The organism is Streptomyces sp. SPB074 (assembly GCF_000154905.1).
GTDB lineage: Bacteria > Actinomycetota > Actinomycetes > Streptomycetales > Streptomycetaceae > Streptomyces.
This window is the reverse complement of the sequence record NZ_GG770539.1, coordinates 1478490-1491662: the sequence shown is the minus strand read 5'-3', so window position 1 is coordinate 1491662 and position 13173 is coordinate 1478490. Positions and strand designations below refer to the sequence as shown.

The 13173-nt window shown below is 69.2% G+C and carries 14 protein-coding genes and 2 pseudogenes; 4 read left to right on the top strand and 12 right to left on the bottom strand.

The genetic code is table 11. The features are described 5' to 3' along the window. From SSBG_RS05965 to SSBG_RS05935, 7 genes and pseudogenes are all read right to left on the bottom strand, one after another. The coding region (locus SSBG_RS05965; protein WP_008745304.1) for a class I SAM-dependent methyltransferase at positions 1 to 771 on the bottom strand (771 nt) is incomplete at its 3' end. A gap of 312 nt (positions 772 to 1083) precedes the next feature. After that, on the bottom strand, positions 1084 to 1539 hold the full coding sequence (locus SSBG_RS05960; protein WP_199781342.1) for a GNAT family N-acetyltransferase: 456 nt from the start codon (positions 1537 to 1539) through the stop codon (positions 1084 to 1086). Positions 1540 to 1651: 112 nt separating this feature from the next. Further along, the gene (locus SSBG_RS05955) at positions 1652 to 2338 is read right to left on the bottom strand and encodes a hypothetical protein (RefSeq protein ID WP_008745302.1); all 687 of its coding nucleotides are present in this window, start codon (positions 2336 to 2338) and stop codon (positions 1652 to 1654) included. Then, positions 2335 to 3393, bottom strand: a complete 1059-nt coding sequence (locus SSBG_RS05950; RefSeq protein WP_008745301.1) for a TniB family NTP-binding protein — start codon at positions 3391 to 3393, stop codon at positions 2335 to 2337. The genes SSBG_RS05955 and SSBG_RS05950 overlap by 4 nt, the downstream gene beginning before the upstream one ends. Next, the gene (locus tag SSBG_RS05945; protein ID WP_008745300.1) at positions 3378 to 4907 is read right to left on the bottom strand and encodes a Mu transposase C-terminal domain-containing protein; all 1530 of its coding nucleotides are present in this window, start codon (positions 4905 to 4907) and stop codon (positions 3378 to 3380) included. Before SSBG_RS05945 ends, SSBG_RS05950 begins: the two co-directional genes overlap by 16 nt. Before the next feature lie 90 nt (positions 4908 to 4997). Beyond that, a pseudogene (locus SSBG_RS05940) lies at positions 4998 to 5282 on the bottom strand (IS5/IS1182 family transposase); the annotation flags it as partial. Between the two features lie 27 nt (positions 5283 to 5309). After that, a protein-coding gene (locus SSBG_RS05935; RefSeq protein WP_086023026.1) for an IS3 family transposase occupies positions 5310 to 6520 on the bottom strand; the annotation gives its coding sequence in 2 pieces (ribosomal slippage) (positions 5310 to 6229 and positions 6229 to 6520; 1212 coding nt in all). Between the two features lie 71 nt (positions 6521 to 6591). Between SSBG_RS05935 and SSBG_RS36045 the strand changes: the two are divergent. Next, positions 6592 to 6687: pseudogene (locus SSBG_RS36045) on the top strand (transposase); the annotation flags it as partial. 122 nt (positions 6688 to 6809) lie between these two features. Continuing rightward, positions 6810 to 7724 (top strand): transposase family protein, encoded by a 915-nt coding sequence (locus SSBG_RS05925; RefSeq protein WP_008745299.1) that lies wholly within the window; start codon positions 6810 to 6812, stop codon positions 7722 to 7724. Between the two features lie 28 nt (positions 7725 to 7752). On the opposite strand, the gene SSBG_RS05920 is transcribed toward SSBG_RS05925, so the two are convergent. Beyond that, positions 7753 to 8277 (bottom strand): hypothetical protein, encoded by a 525-nt coding sequence (locus SSBG_RS05920; RefSeq protein ID WP_037869051.1) that lies wholly within the window; start codon positions 8275 to 8277, stop codon positions 7753 to 7755. Further along, entirely contained in the window at positions 8277 to 9032 is a 756-nt protein-coding gene (locus SSBG_RS05915) for a TnsA-like heteromeric transposase endonuclease subunit (RefSeq protein WP_008745297.1), read from the bottom strand. The genes SSBG_RS05920 and SSBG_RS05915 overlap by 1 nt, the downstream gene beginning before the upstream one ends. Positions 9033 to 9366: 334 nt before the next feature. Here SSBG_RS05915 and recA point away from each other — a divergent pair, with 334 nt between their 5' ends. Continuing rightward, entirely contained in the window at positions 9367 to 10500 is a 1134-nt protein-coding gene (gene recA, locus SSBG_RS05910; RefSeq protein ID WP_008745296.1) for a recombinase RecA, read from the top strand. A gap of 3 nt (positions 10501 to 10503) precedes the next feature. After that, on the top strand, positions 10504 to 11127 hold the full coding sequence (recX, locus tag SSBG_RS05905) for a recombination regulator RecX (RefSeq protein WP_008745295.1): 624 nt from the start codon (positions 10504 to 10506) through the stop codon (positions 11125 to 11127). Between the two features lie 542 nt (positions 11128 to 11669). Here the strand turns inward: recX and SSBG_RS05900 are convergent. The 3 genes from SSBG_RS05900 to SSBG_RS35645 all read right to left on the bottom strand — a co-directional run bounded on the left by SSBG_RS05900 (position 11670) and on the right by SSBG_RS35645 (position 12869). After that, entirely contained in the window at positions 11670 to 12104 is a 435-nt protein-coding gene (locus SSBG_RS05900) for a rhodanese-like domain-containing protein (protein ID WP_008745294.1), read from the bottom strand. Then, positions 12101 to 12676, bottom strand: a complete 576-nt coding sequence (locus tag SSBG_RS05895) for a cysteine dioxygenase (RefSeq protein WP_008745293.1) — start codon at positions 12674 to 12676, stop codon at positions 12101 to 12103. Before SSBG_RS05895 ends, SSBG_RS05900 begins: the two co-directional genes overlap by 4 nt. 106 nt (positions 12677 to 12782) lie before the next feature. Beyond that, complete coding sequence (locus SSBG_RS35645) at positions 12783 to 12869, bottom strand: putative leader peptide (RefSeq protein ID WP_324603596.1); 87 nt, start codon at positions 12867 to 12869, stop codon at positions 12783 to 12785. Positions 12870 to 13173 lie beyond the last annotated feature (304 nt).

The window sequence follows — 13173 nt, the reverse complement described above, 5'->3', positions numbered from 1 at the left end:
CCCGCTGCCTCCGGCGCTCCGGCGCGTCGCCCGTCCCGCGTCACGGGCGGGGCGCCGGGCGAGGAAGACGAACTCCCCGCCCGGCCGGTCGGGCGCGTCGCGCACGTCGTGCACCACGTAGCCGTGGGCGACGAGGTCGGCCGCGACCTCGTCGCGCTCCCGGAAGCGCAGCGTCGAGTCCGAGGTCAGCACCGCTCCGTCCGCGGCGAAGACGTACGTCCAGCGGAAGGTCACCAGGGGCCCGCGCACCTCGATCAGCTCGACCCAGCTCTCGACGGAGCCGATGCCTGGGACCTCCGTCACGCGGCGGGAGTCCTCGCGGTTCCATCCCTCCCAGGCGCGTGCGGCCGGGTCGCGGGTCTCAAAGACCAGGTGCCCGCCGGGTCGCAGCGCTTCGTACGCTCCCCGCAGCGTCTCGTGCCAGGCGTCCGCGCCGGTGAGGGCCTGGGCGACGTTCGCCGTCATCGTCACGAGATCGACCCGCAGCGGCGGTAGCGCCGTGGCGTCGCCGCAGATCCAGCGCACGCGTCCGCCGCCCGGTTTGGCCCGGGCGATGTCGAGGGACGCCCGAGCGGGATCGACGCCGACGACGTCGATGCCGCGCCGGGCCAGCAGAAGCGCGAACACCCCGGTGCCGCAGCCGACGTCCAGGACCCGACGGGCCCCGAACTCCTCCGCCATCCGGAGATAGGCGTCGAGATCGCCGCGATCGGGGTCGAGCGGATCGTAGAGCGCGGCAAGGCGTGGATGCCCGAAGCAGTCGTCAGTCATCCCGCGAACGTAGGGAGGCCCGCTGCCCGAACACCACCGGGTTTCGCCTGGTCGATGTCCTGCGCGCCGTTCTCACGGACCGCGCGCACCCTCCGACGGGGCCTGCCGGAAGACGCACCGGAGCCTGCTCCGGCCGGCCCCCGTCCTGACCATCCGCGCTCCGCTCCGGCCGGACTCCGGTCGCTGTCCTGTGCCACCGAAGTTTGAGCGTGTGCCATCGAAGTTTGAGCGATGCGAGATAGTTGCAGCAGTGGCCCCGCCGAAGGCGGGGCCACTACGTGGATCTGTGAGTTGTGGTTGGGTGTCGGGCGGTCAGCGAGGCGGCATCTCGGGTAGGTCAGGGCGGTTCCTGGGCAGGCCGAAGCCCGCCATCTCCTTCTCTTCGTAGGACAGGAAGCCCAGGCTCCGGTAGAACGCGTGGTTGCGTTTGCCCTCCGGCGACGACTCATGGTCGGTGGACAGAAGGAAGAACCGGCAGTGGGAGTAACGCCGCATGAGGTGTTCGACCAGAGATCGACCGACACCACGGCGGTGGTAAGCGGGGTTGACCACGACGTCCTGGACGTAGCAGATGTGTTCATCATCGGAGACGGTCCTGGCCAGTCCGAGGAGCGTTCCCGACTCATCTCTCGCGGTGATGACCAGGTGAGAGTTCCGCAGGCCGCGGCAGAGCTTGTCGACGTCGGCGGTGTAGCCCTCCCAGCCGACTGAGTCGTAGAGGCTCAGCATCTCGGCAGGGTCGAAAACATCCTCTTCTGCAATGATCACGCCAAACTCCCTGCGGTGGTGCCATCTCGTTGCCGACTTCTCATCGCATCTGACGTCACGACCATCTGCCAGGTCAAGATCGGCAACTCTGTGGCCAAGCGGGAACAGCGTGTCATCGAAGTTTGAGTGGTGTAGATCTCCTTCGCCACGAGGGGATGACGTCCCCTCGCTCTTGGCCGAATGCGCGGAACTGCCGCAGGACGACGGCGCTTGTGATCCAGGTGTCGTGGTTGTCGACGAGGTCGCGCCATGCCTGGCCGGGCGTCGCGCCCTGGTGGTAGAGGGCGGCGATCAAGGAGTGGTGCTCGTCAGAGAGGTGGGTTGTCCGGCCGATGACGATCGGGTTCATGTCGGGGAACGTCGGGCTGAGGATCTTCTTGATGAGCCAGCGCGGCAGTCCCCACGCGTCGGCGATCTGACGCAGGCTGCCCTTGTTCCTGAGGGCGTCGTGCTTGATCTGGCCGACGATGTTGGAGCTTCGGCGGCGGGACTTCTGGGTGGCGAGTCGGGCCAGCCGGATAGCCGACTGGGTGTTGACCGGCAGCACCGGCGGACCGATGTCCGCCAGGGTGTTCAGGAGCGTGGTCGTGGAGCGTGCGCTGAGGGTGGCCAGTCTGCCGATGTCCACGGCTGCGGCGGACCTTGCCGCGAGAGGGCCGTTGAGCATGTTGAGCAGGTGGGTCGGTTTGAGGTGGTTGGCGTGGGCGAGACGCTGGATGTAGTGAACGGTGCTTTCCCCCAGCCGGGGCCGGACATTGACGGGCAGCGGGGACAGCTGCTTCGGCAGGATGCTAGTCACCGGCGGGCCCGGGTGGTGGTGCGTGACCGGGCCTGGGTGAGGTGGTCGAGGGGGATCGCGGCGATGGACTTCTCGGTGATGGCGTCGATGCCGGTGAGGATGGCGTCGATCGCGGCTCCGCGGATCGCGTGGGAGAGTGCGCCGATCATGCCGCCGGTCCGGTTGTGGAGGTAGCGGTCCAGGTCGGACAGGCTGCCGGGCCGATGGCGATGCAGGAGAAGCGTCTCTTCCAGCGTGCTGATCAGGCCCTTCCATTCTTGGTTGTAGGGGAACGGGGCGGTGGGAATGAGCGTGAAACGGCCGGCGACCTGCTGGCCGCGAGTGCCGGACAGCAGGTTGGAGTGCTCGATGTCGATGCCGGCGTAGATGAACGTGGCCGGGATCCGCTCGGAGAAGTACTTCAGGGTGTCGGCGACTTCTGCGCCCGCCCGGCTGGTGAGTGAGATGTTGTGGAGTTCATCGACCAGCACCAAGCCGGTGCGGGTGTCCGTGCAGACGCCGACGACGGCTTCCATGATGTCGGTGATGTTGGAACTGCGCCGGAACGGAAGGCCGAGGAACCGGGCGAACTCCGCCGCGATCATGCGCGCGGTCGCGGCAGGCGGGACGGTGATGTAGAGGACAGGGATTCGGCCGCTGACGTGCGGGTTTCTGGCTCTGTCCAAGAGTTCGTGGGCCCGTCCGAGCTGGGTGATGGCAATGGTCTTCCCGGTGCCGGCAGGTCCGGAGACGATCAACCCCCGGCGGGCGCTGATCGCGTGTTTGTTGAGCAGGACCAGGCGACGCCCGCAGGTGACGGTGTGACGGACCGTGGAGGTCGCGACGACCTGCAGCCGAGCGTGGTGGTCGAGACGGTCCTCGTCATAACGCAGCCGTTGCGCCGACGGCAGCAGCCTGTACTCGTCCTCGCTCAGGAGCGTGGGTGGAGGCGGCGGCTCGGCTATGAAGCCGCGCCATCCCTCCAGCGTCGTGAGTTGGTAACCGGCCTGGTCATCGTCCGCGTTCGCGACGGTGTCGTCGGCTATGTGGCCAGGCGGAATCATGTGCGTCTCCATGGATCTTCGAGCGGGTTGAACAGTCCCAGCGGGATCACCTCGGCCAGTGACTCGGCGTCCTCGTCGGTGGGAGGTTCCGGGCTGGTGACGGACGCGGCCGGAGCCGGAGCGGGGACGTTGGTGTGAGTGGCGCGGGTGCGGGCGGTGACCCGCTTGTCTCGGGCGGTCCGTTTGGGTTTCGCCGGCTGGCCGGGACCCGCGTGGGCCTTGGCCAGCAGGGCTGCGACCGCGTCGGCGATCTCCGTCTCGGTGGCCTTGGGCAGGCTCTGGGCAGCGTGGTCCCAGGCCAGGTCGCCGAAGGGGACCGGAACGCGGTGCAGGTGTTTCCAGGTCGCCTCGATCCAGCCGTGGCCCGAGTGGTGGTCGCGTACCCAGATCCGGGAGACGTCGTAAGGGTCGTGGTGAACCTCCCAGAGCCCCTTCTTCTCCTTGACTCCGGAGGGCTGTCGTCGCAGGTGGGCCAGGGCGGGACTGTCGTAGGTGCGGCGCTTGATCGTGATGCCGTAGTCGTTGACCGCCCGCCAGACGGAGGGCAGGAGTTCGACGTAGTCATCGCCAGTGAGCGCGACCGCGACATAGCCGCAGGCTTCGACGAGCGCGGCGTACTTCTCGTTCGGCGTGAATGAGCGACCAGGGGTCGCCGGGTCGCGCAGTCCGTCGTGCGGACGGTTCTGCCACTTCGCGACGATCCACTCGTCCAGCAGTTCCTGCAGTTCCTGCAATGACCACAGCAGTTGCTTGTCCAGATGCCGGCCGCGGCGATCGGTCGTGTTGCCGGTAAATCCGGGCAGGAACTGCGTGAACAGCGAGCCCACCGAGGCGAGCATCTTCTCGATGTGCCCCTTCTCGAAGGGCGAGCCCTTGTGTGCGGGCTGAAGATCGATCTGGAGGAAGCGGCAGGACGCAAGGAAGTTCCGCGACATAAACGCCTTCCCGTGATCGCAGACGATCATTTCGGGGACGATCACCGGCCGGGCCGCAGCATGCTTCAGACGCTCGTCGATGGTCAGCAACCGCCGGTGCGGGAGCACCGAGCGGGACATCTTCAGGGCGTCGACCCAGCCCGGCCGCATCAGCTCAGGGGTGACCGTGCGTGCCAGCAGCACGCTCGCGTCCACTGCTTTCGTCGTCGGCCGCAGCACCGCCGCGGTGACCGTCCTGGTCGCGACGTCGATCATGCCGGTCAGCTCGACCTTGCCCACCACGCCGTCGTCCAGGCGGACCAGCACGTCCAGCGGAGTGGAGTCGATCTGCATCACCTCGCCCGGCGCGAACGCGGGCAGTTCACCGAATGGTGCCGTCGCTCCATGGGCCCGTGACCTGCGGGTTGTTGCCGAGCCGGTGGTGTGGGTGCCGGTGGTGAGCTTGTCGAGCAGCCGATAGAGCGTGCGGCGTGAAGGCAACGACACCTCGCCGTCTTCCTGGCCGGCCTTGAGGATCTGTTCGGTCCGCCAGAGCAGGAAGGTGCCGGTGCGGGTGGAGGCGTCAATGGCCTCGCTGATCGCCTGCCGCATCGCGGTGACGACCGCGTCGTCGACGGTGCCGTACTTACGAGTTGGTGCGTGATAGCGGGTGAGGTGTGTTTGCCCTGCTCACGGCCGTTTTCAGATGCTGGTGTTGCGGTCGGAGACGAGGCCGGCGATGGCGCGGTAGGTGTCGGGCAGGCGGTCGCGGCGATGTGTCCAGCGGGTCAGTTGCTTCCAGCGTTTGTGATCAGCGAGGGCGTGTTCGACGGTGATGCGGTCGGACGAGTGGCCGTGGCGGTCGCGTCCCCATTGTTCGACTCTGTCGGGCAGTGCTCCCGGCCGGGGTTTTCTCGGCGGCGTGATCGCCTGCCCGCGATGGTCGCGGCTCAGCCCCAGGTAGCCGTCGTCCAACAGGACCTCGAGGGCCTTGACCCTGGAGTTTGAACACGTCTATGCGGCTCGGGCCAGGGTAGTTGAGGTTGGGTGGACGGTGATCTCGTAGGTGATCGGGGCTCGCTGGCCGAGCCGGGAATGACGGCGTCGGGTGTTGTAGCGGGACAGCCAGTGGAAGGCGTCGAGTCGTGCCTCGCGCTCGCTTGACCAGCCCTTTCGGCCCTTCAACGTCTCCCTTTTAAAGCTGGCGTTGAACGATTCGGCGGCGGCGTTGTCCGCGCTGGACCCGACGGCGCTCATGCTCTGCAGGACACCGGCCCGGCGGCAGGCGTCCGCGAAGGCCCCGCTGGTGTACTGGGCTCCGTGATCGGTGTGCATGATCGCCCCGTTCAGACTGCCGCGGGTCCGTTCCGCGGCGGCGAGGGCGTCGATGACGAGCTCGGTGCGCATGTGGTCGGCGATCGCCCAGCCTGCCAGGCGGCGCGAGCACAGGTCGATCACTGTCGCGAGATAGCAGAACCGTCCGCCGCCGACGCTCAAGTAGGTGATGTCACCGACGTACTTGGTGTTGATCTCCTTCGCGGTGAAGTCGCGGCCGATCAGGTCCGGGGCCTTCGCGGTGGCCGGGTCGGCGATGGTGGTGCGGTGCCGGCGCCGCAGACGGACCCCTTCGAGGCCGATGGTCCGCATGATCCTGGCAACGCGCTTGTGGTTGACCGCCTGGCCGCCCTCGTCGCGGAGCTCGGCAGTGATCCTCGGGACTCCGTAGGTGCCGTCGGACTCCTTGTGGGCCTTGCGTATCCGGGCCGCGAGCCGGTCGTCAGCGGCCTGACGGGCCATGCGAGCCGGGGCGGTGCGACGCCAGTAATAGAAACTCGAGCGGGCGATCCCGAGAATGTCGCAGAGCCGCTTCACGCCGTATCGGCGCTGGTGATCCTCAACGAACTGGCAGCGGTTCACCAGCGCGTCTCCGTCGCGAAATACCGGGCCGCCTTGCGGAGGATGTCGCGTTCTTCCTCCAGCTCGCGGATCCTCTTGCGCGCGGCGGCCAGCTCCGCCTGAACCGGGTCACCGGCAGGCTGCGGTGCCGTTGCGGGGGCGGAATGGGCACCGGCGCGGCGTCCGTCGGCGGCCCGGATCCAGTTCCGCAGCGTCTCGGTGTTCACTCCGAGATCGGCGGCGACCGACTTGATCGTCGCTCCCGGACGCGACCGGTACAACGCGACCGCGTCCGCCTTGAACTCGGCGGGGTAATGCTTCATCCCCACAGGGACTCCGTTCTCCTGGACCATCAAGATCCAAGTCTCTCCGGTGTCCAAACTCCAGGGTCAGGGCCCGGAAACAGCTGACCCGCTGGACGCACCGGCGAGAGGCCCTGCCCGACACCTACCGGGCCATCGCCGGCCTCGTCTCCGACCGAACCGCCAACGCGTAACCACGCCCCTGATCAGGCAAACACGCCTCAACCGCAATCACGCACCAGTTCGTAACGAGTTGGTGCGTGATAGCGGGTGAGGTGTCGTGCCACGTGGATGGCATGATCCCGCTGTGGCGATCATGGTCAATCGGGCGGTGCTGGCGCATCGACTGTTCACGGGGCTCTCCCGGCGTCATCTTGCGTGCTTGGTCGAAGAGTTGGCCGAGCCGTGGCAGGCCGGGGTCGAGGGTCGCCGCCATGCTGTGCGAGGCGGGGCCCGCAAGCGGGCCGAAGGCGCCGGCGCCCGCCATCAGCTGGTGTTCGTCGACCGGTTGGTGGCCACACTCATCCACCTGCGGCACGACCTGCCGCACTCGGTGCTGGGGCTGCTGTCAGGTGTCGACCGATCCACGGTCACCCGGGCGATCGGAGAGGTGCGCACGCTCTTGGCGGAGCGGGGGTGCGCGGTTCCCGACCGTCCCGGCCTGCGGCTTCGGACTCCGGCGGATGTGTTTGCCTACGCCCAGGCCGAAGGTGTCGAGCTGCGTCTGGACGCCACCGAGATCCAGGTCCGCCGGCCACCGGCCGGCCGCGGCGGCCGGCGCGCATTCGTCTCGGGCAAGAAGAAGCAGAACACGATGAAGGCCACCGTGATCGCCGGCTGGCGGGGCCGCACGTTATGGACCGATGCCCTACGACCTGCGCGTATGCACGACGCCACCGCCGCCCGCGACGAAGGCATCGCCATCTGCTTCCAGCACTTCCCCGACGTCGAGGTCCTGTTGGACGACGGCTACCTGGGGCTGAGCCGCGACCATCGCGGGCAGGCGATCACGCCGCCGAGAAAACCCCGGCCGGGAGCACTGCCCGACAGAGTCGAACAACGGGGACGCGACCGCCACGGCCACTCGTCCGACCGCATCACCGTCGAACACGCCCTCGCTGATCACAAACGCTGGAAGCAACTGACCCGCTGGACACATCGCCGCGACCGCCTGCCCGACACCTACCGCGCCATCGCCGGCCTCGTCTCCGACCGCAACACCAGCATCTGAAAACGGCCGTGAGCAGGGCAAACACACCTCACCCCCTATCACGCACCAACTCGTTAGATGTCTTGCGGACCGGCCGGTGATCAGCGAGCCCCAGAACACCTGAAGTCTCGTAACGTCGCCGGTGGTTGCCGACCGTACTCACGCTCACCTTGTGCCCGGCTGCGGTCAGCTCGGCCGCCTTTGCGCGCTCCCGGGAGGTCAGCGAACGCGACGGCGCGTACTGGGGTTTCGGTTCCGTGCCCGCAGCGGCGTCCGGCGGCAGTCCGTTGAGGACCTCCAGAATGTGCCCCTCCCACCACAGAGCCTTCTCCAGCGTCGCCTGCGGCAGAGTCTCCAGCAGCGACACCGGCGGAAGCGGCCTGCGGCCCGAGCTGTCCACCACCTCGAAGTCCTCGTCGGCGAACAGCAAAGCGGGCGGAAGCGCCCGCGGTGTGCCGCCCATGTCCGACAGCGTCACCGAGCGGCCCGAGACCGCCAGAACCAGTCGGACCTGCCCGTCGAACCGGACCCGTTCCCCGACCTCCAGGCTGTCCGGCCGAACCAGCCGCCCCATCACAGCTCCCCCGTTGTCGCGTGCACCATCGAATCCGACCCCAGCAGTCGCGAGTTCACGTCCGTTTCCAGGACGCCGGACCACAGCAGATGGAACAGCACCGGCAGCACCAACAACGGATCGCCCACCCGCACGGCCCCCTCTCTCAGCGGGCCCGGCTCATCGAAGACCTCCAGCAGCCGGGCGGCGACATCCCGTCGCAGGCATCGGCGCCGGCGGTAGCGCGAGAGCCACCGCATGTTCGCCATCAGCACCGGGTCCGCGACGCCCGCGTGCATGAACTCCCAGCCGACCGCCCGGCAGGCGCGTTCCGTCGCGGCGAAAGCCTCGGCAGTCGCATCGTCGACACGGTCGGCGGCCCTGACATCGACCACCTGGGCCCGCCCGTCCGCGAGGCGTACGAAGTAGTCGGGAGCGTGACGGCGTCGGCGTTCACCGTCGTGCCAGTGCAGCCAGAACGGCTGCGAAGCGATCCCAGCCACCTGCGGATCCGCGTCAAGAAGGATCAACCGGTCCCGCTCCAGCCACGACTCGTAACCGATGTGCTCACCGGTTGTCGCGCAGAAGTACCAGCCCGCGAAGCTCTTCCCGCCCTTGGGCCAGCGGAACGGCCGCACCGGCATCACCCGCTCGAAGCGGATGCCCCAGCAGGAGGCCAAAGACCGCCGTACCTGTACGCCACCCTCCACAAACCCCAGGTCAAACGCCCCAAGATCCGGATCCGCGTACGCGTCCGCAAGCTCCCCCACCGCCACCCCTGACGACCAGCACTTCGTGCCACTCAAACTTCGGTGGCACAAACCTAATGATCATCAAGGTTCGATGGCAATGATCAAGGTTCGGTGGCACAGGACAGCACGCCCGCCTCGTTCGCGGCGGCGTGCCGACTTGACACAAAAATCGAACACGCATTCTTATGAAAAACATGGTGCGCCGTTCTGCCCAGGTGGTGCCCCCTGTCCCGCGCTTCCCGCGTGCCCGGGACCGGGAGTTATCCACAGGCCGGGAGGTGGTCGCGGCGCATTGTCAGTGGCAGGCAGTAGCGTCTTCGACGTGAAGCGATCGACTCAAGCAAATCGGGTGGAACCCATGGCAGGCACGGACCGCGAGAAGGCGCTCGACGCCGCACTCGCACAGATTGAGCGGCAGTTCGGCAAGGGCGCCGTCATGCGCATGGGCGAGCGGCCCAACGAGCCCATCGAGGTGATTCCCACGGGCTCGACGGCGCTCGACATCGCCCTCGGCGTGGGCGGCATCCCGCGCGGTCGCGTCGTGGAGGTGTACGGCCCGGAGTCCTCCGGCAAGACCACGCTGACGCTGCACGCGGTGGCCAACGCGCAGAAGGCCGGCGGCTCCGTCGCCTTCATCGACGCGGAGCACGCGCTCGACCCGGAGTACGCGAGGAAGCTCGGCGTCGATGTCGACAACCTGATCCTCTCCCAGCCGGACAACGGCGAACAGGCCCTGGAGATCGTGGACATGCTGGTCCGCTCCGGCGCCCTCGACCTCATCGTCATCGACTCCGTGGCGGCCCTCGTGCCGCGCGCCGAGATCGAGGGTGAGATGGGCGACTCGCACGTCGGCCTCCAGGCCCGTCTGATGAGCCAGGCGCTCCGCAAGATCACCAGCGCGCTCAACCAGTCGAAGACGACCGCGATCTTCATCAACCAGCTCCGCGAGAAGATCGGTGTGATGTTCGGCTCCCCCGAGACCACCACCGGTGGCCGGGCGCTGAAGTTCTACGCCTCGGTGCGCATCGACATCCGCCGTATCGAGACCCTCAAGGACGGCACGGACGCGGTGGGCAACAGGACCCGCTGCAAGATCGTCAAGAACAAGGTCGCCCCGCCGTTCAAACAGGCCGAGTTCGACATCCTCTACGGGCAGGGCATCAGCCGTGAGGGGGGCCTCATCGACATGGGCGTCGAGCACGGCTTCGTCCGCAAGGCCGGTGCCTGGTACACGTACGAGGGGGACCAGCTCGGCCAGGGCAAGGAGAACGCCCGCAACTTCCTCAAGGACAACCCCGACCTCGCGGACGAGATCGAGCGGAAGATCAAGGAGAAGCTCGGCGTCGGCGTGAAGCCGGAGAAGGAGAAGCCGGAGGGCGAGCCGGTCGCGACCGAGGAGACGGCCGAGACCCCGGCCGGTGCCAAGGCCGTGCCCGCCCCGGCGGCGGCCAAGGCGCCCAGGGGAGCCAAGGCCGCGGCCGCCAAGGGCTGAGCCGTGACACGACGCGGCGAGTACACGCCCTCCTTCGCGGGGGGCGGGCACGACGACGGTACGGGCGGAGGGGAGCCATCACCTGCGGGGTTTCCCTCCGCCCCGGGCGGGCGCCGCGAGGAGCAGCCCCAGGACCCGGTGGAACGGGCGCGGGCGATCTGCCTGCGGCTCCTGACCGGCACGGCGCGCACCCGCAAACAGCTCGCCGAGGCCCTGCGCAAGCGGGAGATCCCGGAAGAGGCGGCCGAGGAGGTGCTCTCGCGCTTCGAGGAGGTCGGGCTCATCGATGACGCCGCCTTCGCCGGGGCCTGGGTCGAGTCCCGGCACCACAGCAGAGGGCTCGCCCGCCGCGCCCTGGCGAGGGAATTGCGGACCAAGGGCGTCGAGAGCGGTCTCATCGAGGAAGCGGTGGGGCAGCTCGACTCCGAACAGGAGGAGACGACCGCTCGCGAGCTCGTCGCGCGCAAGCTCCGGGCGACGCGCGGGCTCGACCGGGACAAGCGGCTGCGTCGGCTCGCGGGGATGCTCGCCCGCAAGGGCTACCCCGAGGGCCTGGCCCTGCGGATCGTACGACAGGCGCTGGAGGCGGAGGGAGAGGAACTGGAGGAGTTCCCGGACGGGGTGTAGCGACGGGGAAAGCGGCTCAGGCACGGACGGAAGAGGCACGTGCCGCGCGATGCGGTGGGACAGCAAGAGCGTCGGACGGGTGAGGTCGCCGGACGGGTGAGGTCGGCAGATCGCTGCGGCCGTCGGATCGCTGTCGCCGTTGAGCGGGTTGCGCGATCACGCGGCGAAAGTCGGTCGGGGGGCGAGGGCTACCGGGCTGTGGTGGTCGGGCGGGACGGGGTGCCCCCGTGGGGTGCGTGGGCTCCCGAGCGCGGAGAGGGTGCCGGAACGGACGGGCCGTGGCACGGTACCGGCGTCCGGGACGGGTGGGTTACGGCGTCGGCGTGTGGCGTGCAGAGCGGGGTGCGGGGTGTGGAGCTGCCCGCCGTGACGGTGCTCGGGATCGGGTCGCACCGCGTCGGCGTCCGGGATCGGTCGGCATGGTGTCGGCGGTCGGCCTGGGGTGGGGCACTGGGCGGCGCGCTACGATGCGGCCCGCTTCCCCCACGCACGTTCCCGCGCGTGGGGGAGAACCGGCGTGCCGCTGCTACTCCCGGTCGCTCTCAGCCCTCCACGGCGGGCCGGGCGGGCGTGCCCGGGCCCGGTTCCACCGGGAGGCCGGCCGCACGCCACGCCTGGAAACCGCCGTCCAGATCGGTGGCGCGACGCAGGCCGAGGCGGCGCAGGGACTCGGCCGCCAGGCTGGAGGCGTAGCCCTCGTTGCAGATCACCACGACGCGGAGATCGTGGCCGGTCGCCTCGCGGACGTGGTGACTGCCGGAGGGGTCGAGCCGCCACTCCAGCTCGTTGCGCTCCACGATGAGCGCGCCCGGGATCACCCCGTCGCGCTCGCGCAGCTCCGCGTAGCGGATGTCCACGAGGAGGGCGCCCTCGGCGGCGGCGTCCCTGGCCTGTCGCGGGCCGAGCCGGTCGAGTCCGGACCGTATCCGGTCGATGAGCGTGTCTATTCCGGTCGGGGCGGGAGGCGGGGTGGTCACTGCCAGTCCTCCGGACGTTCGACCTCTTCGAGCCTGAGCAGAGCACCGGTACGGCTGTAGCGGCGCATGAGCGGCAGCGGCGGGTAGTAGGCGTGCACCGAGATGGCGTGTTCGGCGCCGGACTCGTTGAGCACCTGGTGGACGTGGTGGCGGCCGAAGGCCCTGCCGTCCCCGTCGCTGAGAGCGCGGTAGCGATCGACCCCGTCCTCCAGTTCCAGGGTGCGCCAGCCCTCGGTGGGCAGCCGCACGGCGAGCGAGTCCTCGCGCAGCGTCCCGGCGGCCGTCGCGAAGGCCCCCTGCGAACCCCCGTGGTCGTGCCAGCCGGTGCCGGTACCGGGCGGCCAGCCGATCAGCCAGGCCTCGCTGCCACCCGGGCCTTCAAGCTGCACCCAGGTGCGGTTCTCGGGATCGAGGGGGAGGCGGGCGACGAGGTCGGCGTCGGCGGCCGTGGCGCGGACGAAGTCGAGGAGTTCGGCGGCGGTCGGTGCCGTGTCGGCGGGGGTTGGGGCGGCGGTCGGGGAAGCTTCGGTGCCGGGCGCGGGGACAGAGGTGGCGGGCGCGGTGGCAGACATGTGAACCGTCCTGGGTTCGCTGAGGGGGCGCAGCGCGGAGGGGGCCACGACAGGCCAGGGCGCTTACGCGGGGAAGGCACGAAGAGGTGCCGGGAAAAGGGGGAGTTCAGCGAGAACGGCGACACACGCAGCCCGCGTAGCGGAGCAGGTCCATATGGACCCGTCGCCACAGGCGCACATCGGTGTCGGTCATGATCCGGAGTAGACCACGTCGGCGGAGAGCCGTCAATTCACCCGTACCCGGCGGTCGATGGCACGCGGGCGCGGTCTCCGAGGCTCCGCGCGCCCCCGCGCCCGCCCGCTCGTTGCCGCCCCGCGCACCGTGCGCCCCCGGCCCGGCCCGTACGGCTCGCGCGCCCCTGCCCGGCCCGGGCCCTCTCCGCCCCCGTACCGCCCGCGCGCCGCAGCGCCCCCACGACCGCCCGGCGCCGCGCGGCCGCATCCCTCATTCGCCCCCGGGGCGCGTGGTCAGCCGTCGCGTCTCCGTGTCGCCCCGT

What these genes read in the sequence shown, in the direction of transcription:
- SSBG_RS05950 (WP_008745301.1), bottom strand. Translation starts at nt 3,393, where the DNA reads ATGGAGACGCACATGATTCCGCCTGGCCACATAGCCGACGACACCGTC.
- SSBG_RS05945 (WP_008745300.1), bottom strand. Translation starts at nt 4,907, where the DNA reads ATGCGGCAGGCGATCAGCGAGGCCATTGACGCCTCCACCCGCACCGGC.
- SSBG_RS05925 (WP_008745299.1), top strand. Translation starts at nt 6,810, where the DNA reads ATGGTCAATCGGGCGGTGCTGGCGCATCGACTGTTCACGGGGCTCTCC.
- SSBG_RS05920 (WP_037869051.1), bottom strand. Translation starts at nt 8,277, where the DNA reads ATGGGGCGGCTGGTTCGGCCGGACAGCCTGGAGGTCGGGGAACGGGTC.
- recA (WP_008745296.1), top strand. Translation starts at nt 9,367, where the DNA reads ATGGCAGGCACGGACCGCGAGAAGGCGCTCGACGCCGCACTCGCACAG.
- SSBG_RS05895 (WP_008745293.1), bottom strand. Translation starts at nt 12,676, where the DNA reads ATGTCTGCCACCGCGCCCGCCACCTCTGTCCCCGCGCCCGGCACCGAA.
- SSBG_RS35645 (WP_324603596.1), bottom strand. Translation starts at nt 12,869, where the DNA reads ATGACCGACACCGATGTGCGCCTGTGGCGACGGGTCCATATGGACCTG.